Genomic DNA, 15289 nt, shown 5'->3' on the forward strand with positions numbered 1-15289 from the left:
TTCATTATATTCCCCTAAATTTTAATATATAATTTGAAAAGGGTACACTGTGCTAGAGTGTACCTCTTGTTTTTTTATGCAGATAAAAAGAAATTATAGCTGCTGAAGGATAACAATTTATACACTGATTATTTATTAAATAAGGAAAATTAATATTTATTACAGAAAAATTTTGTGTTAAATTTCTTACGATATTCATCAATTCTAGGATTTTGCATACTTTAGGCATAATATGGGTGGGGTAATATACTCAAAAAACAATAAAATAGTCTGAGTAAGCTTCATAAAAAGAAGTTTATCCAGACTATTTTACAACTAGCTATGTTTTATTTTACACAAATCTATATTTTAAATATTGTAAATTAAACCTTATGTTTATTATAAAATAAGAATTAGCAGCAGCAAACTGGAGTATTATTCATGCACATTACAGCAGTACATCCACATTCCATCATGCTCATCATGCAATCACAACATCGTTGAATCATAGAACACATCATTTCATCTCCGCTAGTCCAAGTCATGCACATAATTTTCATTTAATAAATTTACTCTTAATGATCTCATGTTTACACCTTCCTTAAACTAATAGAATTTCTTATTAATTGCATTTTATTCCATATTAGTATTAACGTTAAGTGTAAAATTGAATATTACATTATGAAGTTTTAATTGATAAATTGATATAACTCCATGGTTAAGATTATCACAGTTTTTATATTCCACTTCCATTAAGAAAGTCATCATATTTCTTTTTCTTTACTTGTTCTACTGCTTTTGCGTAAGCTCTGCTGTAGAGTTCTTGCATAGCAGAAATTTCTCGCTCAGTTAGGCCGCTATAAAAAGTTTTAGGACAAATTACAAAAGTTTCCTCTTGTTTAGAATTTTCAAAGTTATCATTGAGAATGTTTAAAAACCTGTTTCCAATATCCATTTAAAATACCTCCATTTTATTTAAAGTTTTAAGATTAAACTAATATCAATGAATCTTACTTAGTTGGAGTTTGTATTCCCACTAAGTTTAGATGAATTATCCAGGAACGTGTGGCTGTTATCTCCACATCCTAAAGGTGGAGTGTTATAGCTACTAGTTATCGGATAAAAAGCAAAAGCTACTTTTCCTATGAGAAAAGTAGCTTTTGGGTTATAAAAAAACCTTATACTAATACTACAGTTCTCATCTTCCAGAATAATTATATTCTGTAGGAATTGACACCGATACATTTAAATAATGCCGGTTGTCGGGCTTCAAAGGGCCGATCCCTCCACCACTCTTGATAAGAGTCAAGAATATTAAGTTTTCAAAATATTTTGTTAAGTAATTATTTTACATATTATAACACTATATATTGCTTAATGTCAAGAGAAAATTGAAGGTGATAAATTGCTAATTATCTAGAATTAGGAAGTACAGATAATCAATAAGTTAGAATGAAAAATTATTAATCATATGTTTCAGTACCTAATTAGTTGAATTGTCAATGGAGTTTTCAGGTATACATATATGTATTTTCTTATATAAAAAAGTGCTTGTACCCTTATCTAGATATACATCTACATAAATATCATTAACACTTTTGACGATTATATTGCTCGACGTTAATTCGTAAACTTTGTAACTATTCACTTCTTCGTATTTGGGACTGTTTGCATAATAATTATTTTCTTCTATTTCTATTGATGCAGCATCATAATTTTGTAATGATCCATTTACATTAATCATATATTCTTTTTTGTTATCTATATAACTTTCTTTTACATAAATATTCTTTTTATTATTTGAAGACGATATAGGTTTTATATTATAACTATTTAAAACTTCAGTTTCAATTACATATCCTTTACTCCCTAAATTCCATATTAAAAAAGGAAGAATAAAAGTTATAAAAAAAATTCCTACACAGGCAATGAAAATGTCTATTATGAGAAATTGGCACATTTTTTTATATTTATAATTGAGAGTAAAATTCTTTTTGATTATTTTATTATTTTGCCAATTGAATAATAGGATAACTGGTATAATAATTATTATAGATAGGTACATAAAAGTTATCAAGTAGCATCTCACCCTTTGTTCTCTATTTACTATCAATAAAACTTAATTTTATTTTGATTATATATTAAAGTGTAGGCATATTCAATATTAAAGAATAAATGTTTGTTGAAAAATGTAATTTTAGTGAGATATAACAAAATTCTAATAAAAAGATTAACAAAAATGTCATTTCATAATAGGGGATTTAAAGGATGTTATATGAAAATTATCCGATGACTAGCCGTTGTAACACTCCAAATTCTAAATGTGGAGATAACATCGGCACGTCCCTGGATAATTCATCTAAACTCAGTGAGAATACAAACTCCCACTGAGTAAGATTCATTGACAATATGGTAAAGACAAGGTGATATAATGAAAATAACTGCTATAATTATGGCTTCTGGTTATTCTAGGAGAATGGGTGAAAATAAGCTGTTATTAAAATGTAAAGATAAAACTTTTATTCAGCATACTTTAGATAAAGTTAAAAAATGTGATTTTTACAGTAGAATAATTGTAGCAAGAGATAAAGCCATAGTTGAATTAGCTGAGAGTTTAGATTTTAAGACTGTAAAAAATAAACGGGCGGATAAAGGTCAAAGCGAAGCTATAAAGCTTGGATTGAATAATTCACCTATTAGTGATGGGTATATGTTTTTTACGTCAGATCAGCCTCTCCTGGATATTGAAACTATTGAACTTCTAATGGATACTTTTAATAAGAACAATAATAGTATAATTGTTCCTAGATTTAAAGGCAGAAAGGGAAGTCCTGTAATATTCTCATCTAAATTTTTAAAAGAATTAACACAACTTCAAGGGGATACAGGTGGGAAAAAGATTATTAATGCTCACAAGGAATCCATAATATTTGTGGAAGTTAAAAAAGAAGAAGTACTTATGGATGTTGATACATGGGAAGATTATTATGACTTAAATAGGTTTGGGAAAAATTTATAAAATATCTATTGGAATAGTTATATGTTAAAAACAATAGGAAAAGGATGATAAATTTTGTTTAGTGAAATTGTTGTAGTGAGAGGCGGAGGAGATATTGCATCAGGTACAATACAAAAATTATATAGAAGTGGCTTCAGAGTTTTAGTTTTAGAAATAGAAAAACCCAGTTCTATTAGAAGAAAGGTGTGCTTTGGTGAAGCGGTATATGAAAACAGAATTACTATAGAGGAAATAACCGCAGTTAAGGTAAGAAATAAAGATGAAATATTTGAAGCTTGGAGAGAAGATATTATTCCTGTGGTAATAGATCCTAAGGGTAAGTACATAGATTTATTAAGACCAGAAATTGTGGTGGATGCCATACTGGCTAAAAAAAACTTAGGAACAAATAGGAATATGGCCCCGTGTACCATTGCTCTTGGACCTGGTTCTGAAGCAGGTTCAGATGTAGATATAGTTGTAGAGACCAACAGAGGGCACGATTTGGGAAGATTAATATTTCATGGAAAAGCGGCGGAAAATACAGGTGTACCTGGAGTAATAGCAGGATATTCAAAGGAACGTGTAATATACAGCCCTACCAGTGGCATTATTAATAACATAAGAGACATTGGGGATATAGTTAAAAAAGAAGATATATTAGCCTATATAGGTAACAAAACTGTAAGAGCTACTATAAATGGTGTGTTAAGAGGAATAATAAAAAATAAAACAGAGGTTTTTAAAGGTTTAAAAATTGCAGATATTGATCCAAGGCTTTCAGAAGTAAAAAATTGTTTTACTATTTCAGATAAAGCTAGAAATATTGGGGGAGCTGTACTGGAATCAATATTATATATGAAAAGAACAGGAAAATTATCAAATTAAAATAAAAATTATCAAAATAATATTAATTATCATAAAGATAAACAGAGTTCTAAGTATCAGTATTTTTGATACTTAGAAATCGTTGTCCTTTAGGGTAAATCGTTATCCAGGGACGTAGCCACTCTTTACTCCCACGTGAAGAAAAGCAGAGAACCAAAATCTTCGATTTTGTGTGAATCGCTTTCACAGAGTGCAAGTAGAGAGCCAAAATTTTTAATTTTGTGCGAATCACTTTCACAGAGTGCAATGAGAGTACTAGAGTGGGTAGTCATCGGGTAAATATAAAATATGACAAATTAAATAGTTAAATGCTAGAGAAGCAGGTCTTAATTTAATAAAATGATAAAAAAAGATCTGTTTTTTTAATTGGCACAAAGATTGCTTTATAGTATAGGTATCTGCTTAAAAATATCATTTAGGTTTTTGAGTTGGAAATGTTTTTAACGCTTTAATAATATAAAGTAGGTGATTAAATGAATAAGGTCCTTATAAAAAATGGATTAATAATAGATGGTACAGGTAAAGAGAGATTTTCTGCTGATATACTTATATCCGGTGAGAATATTGATAAAATTGGCAGCAAAGAGAAAATTGAGGCTGATTATATAATAGATGCTGGAGGTAAAATAGTTTGTCCTGGCTTTATAGATACTCATAGTCATTCTGATTTGAAAGTATTGATAGATGGATATATAGAGCCAAAGGTTAGACAGGGTATAACTACAGAACTTCTTGGTCAGGATGGCATTTCTATGGCACCACTTCCAAAGGAATATATAAGTTCCTGGAGAAAAAACTTAGCAGGACTTGATGGAGATAGCGATAAACTCTCCTGGGATTGGGAGAATACTGAGGGTTACCTTAACTTATTAGAAAAATCAGGTGCTGGTCCCAATATGGCATACCTTGTTCCTCATGGAAATATAAGAATGGAAGCTATGGGCCTTAGTAATAAAAGGCCAACCGTTGAAGATATAGAAAAAATGAAAGCTATAACGGAAAGAGAGCTAAAAGCTGGGGCAGTGGGCTTATCTTCTGGGCTTATATATATGCCTTGTGCCTATGGAGATACCGAGGAGATAATTGAGCTTTGCAAGGTTGTGGCAAAACATGACAAAGTTTTTGTAGTACATCAGAGAAGTGAAGCTGATACTATAGTGGAATCCATGAAGGAAATAATAAGAATAGGAAGAGAAAGCGGCGTAAAAATTCATTTTTCTCATTTTAAAGTTTGTGGAAAAAAGAACTGGGATAAAATTGATGAAATGTTGAAGCTTTTAGATGAGGCAAAAGCGGAGGGAATAAGAGTATCCTTTGATCAATATCCCTATGCAGCAGGAAGTACAATGCTTGGAGTAATACTGCCTCCTTGGGTTCACGATGGAGGTACAGATAAGCTCTTAAAGAGACTGCAGGATAGAGAATTAAGAAAAAAGATGATTTATGATATAGAAAATGGTATACCTGGATGGGATAATTTCATAGACTTTGCAGGTATTGATAATATATATGTAACCAGCGTTAAAACTGAGAAAAATAAGGATTGCATAGGAAAAAATCTTAATGAAATAGGAAAACTTAGAGGAAAAGATGCCTATAATGCTGTCTTTGATTTGCTATATGAAGAGGAAAATGCAGTGGGAATGTACGATTATTATGGTAAGGAAGAACATATAGTTAAGTTCATGAAGAGAGAAGAACAGAACGTATGTACAGATGGACTGCTTGCAGGAAAGCCACATCCCAGAGTATATGGCACTTTCCCGAGGATATTAGGAAAGTATGTGAGAGAAGAAAAAATTCTTACACTGGAAGAAGCCATATATAAGATGACCTTAAAACCAGCTCAGGTGTTTAAATTTAAGGATAGAGGAGAACTGGCAGAGGGAAAAAAGGCAGATATAGTAATATTTGATCCTGATACTGTAATAGATAAAGCAAGTTTTATAGAGCCTGGCCAGTATTCTCATGGAATTGAAACTGTGATTATAAATGGAGAGATAATACTAAATAATGACAAAAGGTCTGATAAGTTAACAGGTAAAGTAATAAGGATATAAGTTTAGAAATTAGCAGATTATTTTACAGCAACAACAAATTTTCCATAATTTATTGAGAGTAATAGGGCAGTAAGATAATTTGAATAAGTTATCTGCAGTGGATAATAAAGGTTTAGTAATTATACTGTGTTGGAGGTAATGTAAAAATGATATCTAAAGAAAGAGAAGCAGAAATAATAGAATTATGTCAGGATTTACTTCGTATAAGAAGTTATTCAGGAGAAGAAAATGGTGTGGTGGAAAGAGCTAAAAAGGCCTTTGTAGACATGGGTTACGATGATTTTTTTGTAGATGATTATGGAAATATAATAGGTCACATAAAAGGAAATAAAAGTGGAAGGAAAATATTGTTTGATGCACATATAGATACAGTAACAGTACCAGATGAAACAAAATGGACTCAGAATCCTTTTGGTGGAGACATAGTAGATAAAAGGATATACGGTAGAGGAGCTTCAGATATGAAGGGTGCTCTCTGCGCAATGATTTGTGCACTGTCATATTTTGCAAAGGATACAAATAAGGAGTTTGCAGGAGATATTTATGTATCAGGAGTTGTCCATGAAGAATGCTTTGAAGGGGTTGCGTCTAGAAAGATAAGTAAAAAGGTTCAACCGGATTATGTAGTTATAGGTGAAGCCTCAAACTGCAATCTTAAAAGAGGACAGAGAGGAAGAGCGGAGATAGTGGTAGAAACCTTCGGAAAACCAGCTCATTCCGCCAATCCGGAAAAGGGAATCAATGCGGTCTATGAAATGAATAAACTAATTGAAAAGATAAGACATATAAGCAGACAGCATGACGATTTTCTAGGAGACGGAATTTTAGAGCTCACAGATATTAAATCTTCACCTTATCCAGGAGCTTCTGTAGTACCGGATTACTGCAGGGTAACTTATGATAGAAGACTTTTAGTTGGAGAAACTAAGGAAAGTGTGCTTAAACCTATACTGGATATAATAAGTGAAGCAGAAGACAAAGATTCAAGTTTTAAGGCAAAGGCAAGCTTTGCTGCTGGAACCGAAAAATGTTACACAGGAAATTTAATTGAAGGTGAAAGATTTTTCCCTGGTTGGGTACTTAATGAGCAGGATGAATATGTACAAAAATCCTATAAAGGTCTAGTTGAAGCGGGATTAAATCCAGAAATTACTCATTATTCCTTCTGTACAAATGGAAGTCACTATGCCGGGGAAGCAGGTATAAAGACTATAGGTTTCGGACCTTCAAAGGAAAATTTAGCACATACTATAGATGAATATATTGAAATAGAGCAGCTGTTAAAAGCTGTGAAGGGATATTATTTAATAGCTAAATCTAATCTTGTTTAACTTTCATTGGGTAAGCATACATTATTTTTATTGATAATCTAAAAGGGTGTGGGGATATGAGTGTTTTAATAAAGAATGGAACTATAATAGCAGAAGATAAAGAGCTAATAGGTGATATCTATATAGAAAATAGCATAATAAGTGAAATAGGTGTGAATATAAATAAAACTGCAGATGAGATTATAGATGCCAGTGATAAATTTGTAGTTCCTGGAGGTATTGATGCCCATACACATCTGAATATTCACATGGGAGATATTGTGGCTAAAGATGATTTTTATACTGGAACTGAGGCAGCGGCTTGCGGCGGAACTACTTCTATTATAGATCATATGGGTTTTGGACCAAAAGGGTGTGATTTACATCATCAGTTAAAGGTCTATCATGAATATGCACAGGGTAATTCAGTTATAGATTATAGTTTTCATGGAGTTATTCAGCATGTAAATGAAAATATACTAGAAGAAATGGAGGACATGGTAGCAAAAGAAGGCATATCCAGCTTTAAAATATATTTAACCTATGATAACAAAGTAAATGATGAAGAGGCTCTTAAGGTATTGATTAGGTTAAAGGAACTAGGGGCTATTACCACAGTACATTGTGAAAATGATGGAGTTATAAATTATTTTAGAAAATTATTCATCAAAGAAGGAAAAATAGCACCTATATACCATGCCTTAAGTAGACCTGAAGAGAGTGAAGCAGAGGCTGTAAATAGGATGATCAGTCTAGCATCCGTTGCTGGAAATGCACCACTATACATTGTACATGTATCCTGCGAAAAGAGTATGGAACATATAATAAAGGCTCAGCAGGAAGGTAAAAATGTAATAGCAGAAACTTGTCCTCAATATTTATTTCTAGATCAAGATAAATATAGAGAGAAGGATATGCAAGGCTTAAAGTATATAATGAGTCCACCTCTAAGGGAAAAAGAAAATCAGAATTTACTTTGGAATGATATATCAAATAATAATATACAGGTTGTTGCAACAGATCATTGTCCTTTTGATTTTAAAGGTGATAAACAAAGGGGAAAAGATGATTTTACAAAATGTCCTAATGGAGCACCAGGTATAGAAACCAGAATTCCACTTTTATTTTCAGAAGGAGTTATGAAGGGAAAAATTGATATAAGAACTTTTGTTGATATGGTGAGTACTAATCCAGCAAAGATATTTGGATTATACCCTAAAAAGGGAGTTATAAATGTGGGAGCAGATGCAGATATTGTAATCATCGATAAAAATAGAGAAGTTACATTATCAAAGGCAATGCTTCATGAAAATGTTGATTATACACCCTACGAAGGTATGAAGCTAAAAGGATATCCTGTTTTAACCATGGTGAGAGGAACGGTTATTGCAAGAGATAATGTGTTCACAGGAGAAAAGGGTTATGGAGAATTTCTGAGCAGGGGTAAGGCATCTAAAAATAAATGATAAGTCAAAGCTGCAACGAATATATAGTAATTATAATAGTTTATTTCTCCATATTCAGTCTATGGATATACATGGAATTTTGAGATTTAATTTGAGTATTAGAATATATGATGAACGATAGAATTTGATATCCTCAGAAAGGATGAAACATTAATATGCTTATAAAAAATGGAACAATTGTTACTTTTGATGAGAAAAATACAGTTATAGAAAATGGTGCTGTTTACATAGAAGATAATATTATCAGGGAGGTGGGAAAATTCTCTGAGTTAGAGAAAAAATATAAAACAGAGAAAGTATTAGATGCCAAGGGGAAAATAGTGATGCCTGGGCTTATATGTTCCCACTATCATGCATACAGTGCCTTTGCCAGAGGTATGATTCTAGATGGAGATCCGGCTTCAAACTTTATAGAAGTTTTAAGAAGAGTTTGGTGGAGACTGGACAAAAAACTTACCTTGGAAGATGTATATTACAGCGGCTTAGTTTCTGCTATAGAAGCAGTAAAAAGTGGTACTACTACTTTAATAGATCATCATGCCAGCCCCTATGCTTGCACAGGCAGTCTTGAAGAACTTAGCAAGGCTTTTTCAAAGGTGGGAGTTAGAGGAAATTACTGCTATGAAGTGTCTGAGAGAGATGGTATGGATATAGCAAGAGAAGGACTTCTAGAAAATTATAATTTTATAAAGAAGTGTAATAATAACAGAGATGATTTAATAACAGCTTCCTTTGGGCTCCACGCTTCCTTTACAGTATCAGATGAAACTCTAAAAGAGGCAGTGGTTATGAGAGATGAACTTGGCTGCGGGTTCCATGTTCATGTATCTGAAGGAAATATGGATGAAGAACTTAGTCTGTATAACTACGGAAAGAGTGTAGTAAAAAGACTAAGGGATATGAAGGTTCTAGGAGAGAAGACCATAGCTGTACATGGTGTAAACATAGGGAAGGAAGATGTGGATATACTACGGAAAACAAATAGTATAGTAGTTCACAATCCAGAATCCAATATGAATAACGCAGTTGGAATTCCTCCTATTTTAGATATGATGGATAAAGATGTGCTAGTAGGACTTGGTACAGACGGATTTACAGGAAATATGTTTAGAGAAATAGATAATCTTTATGTGGTGCATAAGCTTGTAAATAAAGATCCAAGAATTATGAGTGTGCCGGAAACTATTAAAATTGCTTTCCAAAATAATAGTGAAATAGTTAAGAGATTATTTGGAAAACCTGCTGGAGTATTAAAAGAAGGAGCCTTTGCAGATTTAATAGTAGTGGATTATAATAGTCCAACTCCTTTAAATAGTTCAAATGCAGGAGGCCATCTTATCTTTGGAATGAACAGTAATAATGTGCTCAGCACCATAATAAATGGAAAAGTAGTTATGAAGGATAGAAGACTTATAAATATAGATGAAGAAATGGTTATGAAGAAGTCCAGAGAAGTTTCTAAAGGATTGTGGGATAGGCTAAATAATAAATAGTAGTAACTACAATATACTGATAGTCAGGAAATAATAATTTCTAATGGGTTAAATAACATATAGTAATTAGCTGGATCCATAGAGGGAAAATAATTTCTAGTAATAAAGAATATATAATTTAAAAATTTTGAAGAAGAAATGTATTTTTAAAAACATTAAATGAGATTTGTTAATAAGGAGGAAAACATATATGGCAGATTTAAAAGTAAAAATAGGTGGTATGGATTTTGAAAATCCTGTTATGGTTGCAGCAGGACCGCCTTCCAGGAATGCAGAAATGATTATAGATTGTGTAAAAAACGGAGCTGGCGGAGTAGTAAGTAAGACTATATCCACAGAGGCTGCGCATATACCTAAGCCTTGCATGGCTGATTACAAGACAAGATTTTTAAATACGGAGCTTTGGTCTGAACTTAGTCCAGAACATTGGATTGAGAAGGAATATGAAAAGGCTAAAACATGTGGAGTACCTTTAATTGTAGGAATGGGATATACTCCAGAGCAAATAGAGAATCTAATCCCTAGAGTGGATAAATTTGCAGATGCCTATGAAATATCCAGTCACTATGTAGGGAGAGATATAACACCTGTATTAAATACTTTAAAAGCAGCAAAGGCTCATACTAAAAAGCCAGTATTCATGAAGGTAAGCCCCGGAATTGCGGATATGGGCGAATTTGGAAGAGCACTGGAGAATGCTGGTGCAGATGGATTAGTTGCTATAAACTCTGTTGGACCATGTTTTGCCATAGATATAGAAACAGGACTACCTAATATGGGAAGTGAAGCAGGCTACGGTTGGATGTCTGGAGCGGCTATAAAGCCAATTGCACTGAGACATGTATATGAACTTTCCAAGGCAGTAAAAATTCCCGTGCTTGCAGTAGGTGGAATTACCAAGGGGGAAGATGTTATTGAAATGTTTATGGCTGGAGCAGCAGCAGTTCAGGTCTGTACTCAAGCTATAGTTGAAGGAAATAAGGCTTTTGGTAGAATAGTAAAGGAAACAAATAACTGGTTAGATAGCCATGGTTATAAATCCTTAGATGATGTAAGAGGTATAACTATAGAGAAGCTGAAGGAAAGAAAGGCTCCACAATATGATACTGTTTATCCAGTAGTCACTGAAGATAATTGTATTGGCTGTGGAAAATGTAAAGAAAGCTGTGTATATCAGGCTATAACTGTGGATAATAAAAAGGCGGTTGTGGATAATTCTAGATGTTTTGGCTGTGGACTCTGCAGCACTCGTTGTCCAGTTGGGGCTATAAAACTTTAAAATATTATAAACAGCTTGGTTAAGAGTTATGGTTTTAGAAGGGGGGAAAATTATATGTTTATTAAGGATATCAGTAAACCAGTAAAGAGAATAGATGTAGATGGGAAAATATGCGGTACTACAAAGTATCTAGCTGACATGGAGTTTAAAGATGCATTATATGCAAAGACATTGAGATCAGAAAAGGCAAGGGCTAAATTGCTCTCCATAGATTTACCTGAAATGCCAGAGGGATATTTTATTGTAGATAAAGATGATATACCAGGGAGAAATAAGGTAAAAATGATTTTTTATGATCAGCCTTTTTTCGCTGAGGATACTGTAAATTATATAGGTGAACCAATCCTTCTTGTAGTAGGACCTGAAAAGGAGAAAATAGAGGAATTGACATCTAAAATAGAGGTAAATTACGAGGAACTTCCAGGAGTATTTACCATAGAAGATGCTGAAAAGTGTACAGAAACCATATATGGTAAGGATAATTGCTTTGCAGATTATAAATATGGTAAAGGTGACATTGAGAGTATTAAAGATAGAGCGGCTCATGTGTTTGAGAGAAATTACAAAACAGGATATCAGGAGCATGTATATCTTGAACCTCAAGGGATGGTAGGTTCCTATGAAGATGGGCGTGTAAAAATAGTGGGTTCTATGCAGTGCCCTTATTATATTAAGGATGCAGTAGTAGAAGCACTTGGAGCCGAATACGATAAGGTACAGATTGTTCAAAGTAATACTGGTGGTGGCTTTGGCGGTAAAGAAGAGTATCCTTCTATATTAGGAGGACAAGTGGCAGCAGCAGCTTTAAAGACAAAGAAAACTGTTAAACTTATATTTGATAGAGATGAGGACATACAATGCACTACTAAGAGACATCCTTCAGATATAACATTAAAAACTTATTTAGATAAAGATTATAAGATAATTTGCGTAGAGGCAGATGTAAAGTTGGATGCTGGTGCATATGCAGGAATATCAAATATAGTGTTGCAAAGAACAATCTTTGCAGTAATTGGAGCGTATAATGTAAAAAATGTAAAGGTTAGAGGAAGAGCTTTTGCTACTAATAATGTAGTAACAGGAGCTTATAGAGGCTTTGGGGGACCACAAGCCTTTTTAGCAGCAGAACTTAATATGGAATATATTGCTGAAAAGCTTAATATAGATGTTCTTAATTTTAAAAGAAAGAATCTACTTAAAAAAGGAGACTTTTCTTCCACTGGAGGAACCTTTAGAGAGGATATACTTCTTCCAGAGATCATTGATACTGTAGATAATATGTCTGATTATAGTAATAAACGTAAAGCATATAAGAATACTCTAAAAGGTATTGGAATGTCTGTATTTTTCCATGGTGGTGGTTTTACCGGTAATGGAGAAAGAGATATTATAAAGGCAAAGGTAAAACTAAAGAAATACGCTGACAACAAAGTTGAAATTTTTGTAGCAAATGTAGAAATGGGGCAAGGAGCTAGTACTACCCTTAAAAAGATTGCAGCTTATATCTTAGAAATTCCGTTTGAAGATATTCTATTTACCAATCCAGATACAGATAGAGTACCTGATTCAGGACCTACAGTAGCATCCAGAACTACTATGATAGTTGGAAAGATTATAGAGAATGCTGCTAGTGATATGAAGGCAACCTGGAAGCAGGATGAGGAAATGGAAGTTATAAAGAGATATGAACATCCCGAAGGCTTCAAATGGGATGCAGAAAAGTTTGTTGGAGATGCTTATAATACTTATTCCTGGGGAGCAAACGTAGTGGAAGTTGAAGTTAATCCAGTAACCTATGAAGTGGATGTAAAGGGTATTTGGACAGCATTTGATGTTGGAAAAGCTATAGATGAGAGAATAGTAGAAGGACAAATAGAAGGTGGAGTATCTCAAGGTCTTGGCTATGCCAGTATGGAAGTAATGAAATCTAAGGAAGGCAGACTTATTCAAAGAACTAATACGGATTATATTGTTCCAACTGCCAAGGATTTTCCTAAAATACACAGTAAATTAATTAACTGTCCCTATGAAAATGGACCTTCTGGAGCTAAAAGTGTGGGGGAACTTACAACGATAGGATCAGGAGCGGCCTATGCCATTGCAGTACAGAATGCCATAGGGAAGCCGCTTAATGAAATACCTATAACTCCAGAATTGCTAATGGAGGTGATGGAAAATGGAAGTGAAAATTAATTTTAATCTGAATAATAAAGATATGAGTTTAAAAGTTAATCCCTTAAGAAGATTGCTGGATTTATTAAGAGAGGATTTAAAATTGACATCTCCTAAGGAAGGCTGTGGACAAGGCGAATGTGGAGCTTGCTCTGTTATAATAAATGGAAATTTAATTAATTCCTGCTGTGTTCCCGTTGGAAATATAGAGGGAGCTAAGGTTATAACCATAGAAGGGCTTATGGGAACAAAGGAATTTGATATTCTTAAAGAATCCTTTGATGAAGCAGGAGCAGTGCAGTGTGGTTTCTGTACTCCTGGAATGATAATGGCATCTTATGCACTGCTTACTAAGAATAAAAATCCTAATGAAGATAAAATAAGAACAGGTATATCGGGTAACATATGTAGATGCACGGGGTATGATAAAATAATCGAGGCTGTGAAGATGGCAGCGAAAAAGGGTGAAGACATATGGTAGATAATGAAAATAAAAAAGAAATAATAACTTATATGCCTGAAGATCTGCAAGAAGCCCTGGAAATACTAGATAAAGATGAAGTTATAATTCTTGCTGGTGGCACTGATCTTATGGTAAGAAGAAAAAACTCATCAGGTCTTATACCAAGATTTGATAAAGATACTTTGTTTGTAAATAATTTAAAAGAACTAAAAAATATTTATAAAGATGACAGTTATATAAATATAGGTGCAGGTTGTACACTCTCTCAGATAAGTGATAACAGCATAATACCTGACTATATAAAGATAGTAATATCAGATTTTGCATCTCTTGGAATAAGGAATGCAGCAACTATGGTAGGAAATGTATGCAATGCGTCTCCTGCGGGAGATACTTTGCCTCTATTATATGCACTTAATGCAAAGATGCTTATCAAAAGTATAAAAAAAGAAAAACTAGTAGATATAAAAGACTTTATCACGGGCCCGGGGAGGCACATATTAAATAAAAATGAAATGGTAACAGAAATAAAATTACCACTGGAGATTTTTAATAAGTTCTATTATAAGAAAGTTGGAACAAGAAAGGCAACAGCTATATCAAAGCTTTCCTTTATGGGCCTTGCAAGGATTAATGGGGATGTAATTGAGGATATAAGAATAGCTTTTGGAGCGGTGGCTGCTGCTGCTGTTAAATCAGATGTTATAGAAAAGAGCATTGCCGGAAAAACTTTTAAGGAAATAGCTTTAAATAAAGATAATATTGCGGCGGAGTATTCTAATTTCATAACACCTATTGACGATCAGAGATCTAATAAAGAGTATAGAAAGAAAGTATCGATAAATTTATTGGTGGATTTTTTAGAACATTTGAATATATAGAAATATAAAAATCAGGCTCGGCGATGAGCATAAATGTAGGTACAAGTTAATTTAGTAAATGAAATAATAAAAACACTATGAAAATCAAATGGATTTCATAGTGTTTTTATTTATACTAAGGTTTAGTATAAATAATATGTATAAAACATATTATTATAATGAATTCTTTAATATTTTGTTTATTATATTGAAACTAAACTGTCACAAATTAATGTTAATCTATAAATGAAATAAGTTTTAAATATCTTTTTTATTTAATTTTTGCAACAATTTTTAAATGAAGTTAGAACTCTAGTCATT

13 protein-coding genes and 1 riboswitch are annotated in these 15289 nt (G+C 32.9%); of the genes, 10 read left to right on the forward strand and 3 right to left on the reverse strand.

The window, feature by feature from the left end; translation table 11 throughout:
- Positions 1-392: 392 nt before the first annotated feature.
- The 3 genes from CLOPA_RS24705 to CLOPA_RS02050 all read right to left on the reverse strand — a co-directional run bounded on the left by CLOPA_RS24705 (position 393) and on the right by CLOPA_RS02050 (position 1939).
- Positions 393-539, reverse strand: coding sequence for a hypothetical protein (locus CLOPA_RS24705; protein ID WP_155241854.1), 147 nt, complete (start codon positions 537-539; stop codon positions 393-395).
- A 176-nt stretch (positions 540-715) separates the two neighbouring features.
- Positions 716-934 (reverse strand): hypothetical protein, encoded by a 219-nt coding sequence (locus CLOPA_RS02045; RefSeq protein WP_015613812.1) that lies wholly within the window; start codon positions 932-934, stop codon positions 716-718.
- A gap of 240 nt (positions 935-1174) precedes the next feature.
- Positions 1175-1284: riboswitch (SAM riboswitch) on the reverse strand.
- A gap of 178 nt (positions 1285-1462) precedes the next feature.
- A complete protein-coding gene (locus CLOPA_RS02050; RefSeq protein ID WP_242834254.1) occupies positions 1463-1939 on the reverse strand; it encodes a hypothetical protein in 477 nt (158 codons plus the stop codon).
- Between the two features lie 471 nt (positions 1940-2410).
- Between CLOPA_RS02050 and mocA the strand changes: the two genes are divergently transcribed.
- From mocA to CLOPA_RS02100, 10 genes are all read left to right on the forward strand, one after another.
- On the forward strand, positions 2411-2998 hold the full coding sequence (gene mocA / locus CLOPA_RS02055) for a molybdenum cofactor cytidylyltransferase (protein ID WP_015613814.1): 588 nt from the start codon (positions 2411-2413) through the stop codon (positions 2996-2998).
- Positions 2999-3052: 54 nt separating this feature from the next.
- On the forward strand, positions 3053-3865 hold the full coding sequence (gene yqeB, locus CLOPA_RS02060; protein WP_015613815.1) for a selenium-dependent molybdenum cofactor biosynthesis protein YqeB: 813 nt from the start codon (positions 3053-3055) through the stop codon (positions 3863-3865).
- Between the two features lie 473 nt (positions 3866-4338).
- Positions 4339-5925, forward strand: coding sequence for an N-acyl-D-amino-acid deacylase family protein (locus CLOPA_RS02065; RefSeq protein WP_015613816.1), 1587 nt, complete (start codon positions 4339-4341; stop codon positions 5923-5925).
- A gap of 146 nt (positions 5926-6071) precedes the next feature.
- Positions 6072-7256, forward strand: a complete 1185-nt coding sequence (locus CLOPA_RS02070) for a YgeY family selenium metabolism-linked hydrolase (RefSeq protein WP_015613817.1) — start codon at positions 6072-6074, stop codon at positions 7254-7256.
- A 56-nt stretch (positions 7257-7312) separates the two neighbouring features.
- Positions 7313-8701, forward strand: a complete 1389-nt coding sequence (gene hydA / locus CLOPA_RS02075) for a dihydropyrimidinase (protein WP_015613818.1) — start codon at positions 7313-7315, stop codon at positions 8699-8701.
- A gap of 155 nt (positions 8702-8856) precedes the next feature.
- Positions 8857-10194 (forward strand): putative aminohydrolase SsnA, encoded by a 1338-nt coding sequence (gene ssnA, locus CLOPA_RS02080; protein WP_015613819.1) that lies wholly within the window; start codon positions 8857-8859, stop codon positions 10192-10194.
- Positions 10195-10384: 190 nt separating this feature from the next.
- Positions 10385-11473 carry a 4Fe-4S dicluster-binding protein gene (locus tag CLOPA_RS02085; protein ID WP_015613820.1) on the forward strand — a complete coding sequence of 363 codons (1089 nt, stop codon included), beginning with the start codon at positions 10385-10387 and terminating at the stop codon, positions 11471-11473.
- 54 nt (positions 11474-11527) lie between these two features.
- On the forward strand, positions 11528-13666 hold the full coding sequence (locus CLOPA_RS02090) for a xanthine dehydrogenase family protein molybdopterin-binding subunit (RefSeq protein ID WP_015613821.1): 2139 nt from the start codon (positions 11528-11530) through the stop codon (positions 13664-13666).
- Positions 13650-14126 (forward strand): (2Fe-2S)-binding protein, encoded by a 477-nt coding sequence (locus CLOPA_RS02095; protein WP_015613822.1) that lies wholly within the window; start codon positions 13650-13652, stop codon positions 14124-14126. Before CLOPA_RS02090 ends, CLOPA_RS02095 begins: the two co-directional genes overlap by 17 nt.
- Entirely contained in the window at positions 14120-14989 is an 870-nt protein-coding gene (locus CLOPA_RS02100; RefSeq protein WP_015613823.1) for an FAD binding domain-containing protein, read from the forward strand. The genes CLOPA_RS02095 and CLOPA_RS02100 overlap by 7 nt, the downstream gene beginning before the upstream one ends.
- Positions 14990-15289: the final 300 nt, after the last annotated feature.

It is taken from the genome of Clostridium pasteurianum BC1, from assembly GCF_000389635.1.
In the GTDB taxonomy this organism is placed as follows: domain Bacteria; phylum Bacillota; class Clostridia; order Clostridiales; family Clostridiaceae; genus Clostridium_I; species Clostridium_I pasteurianum_A.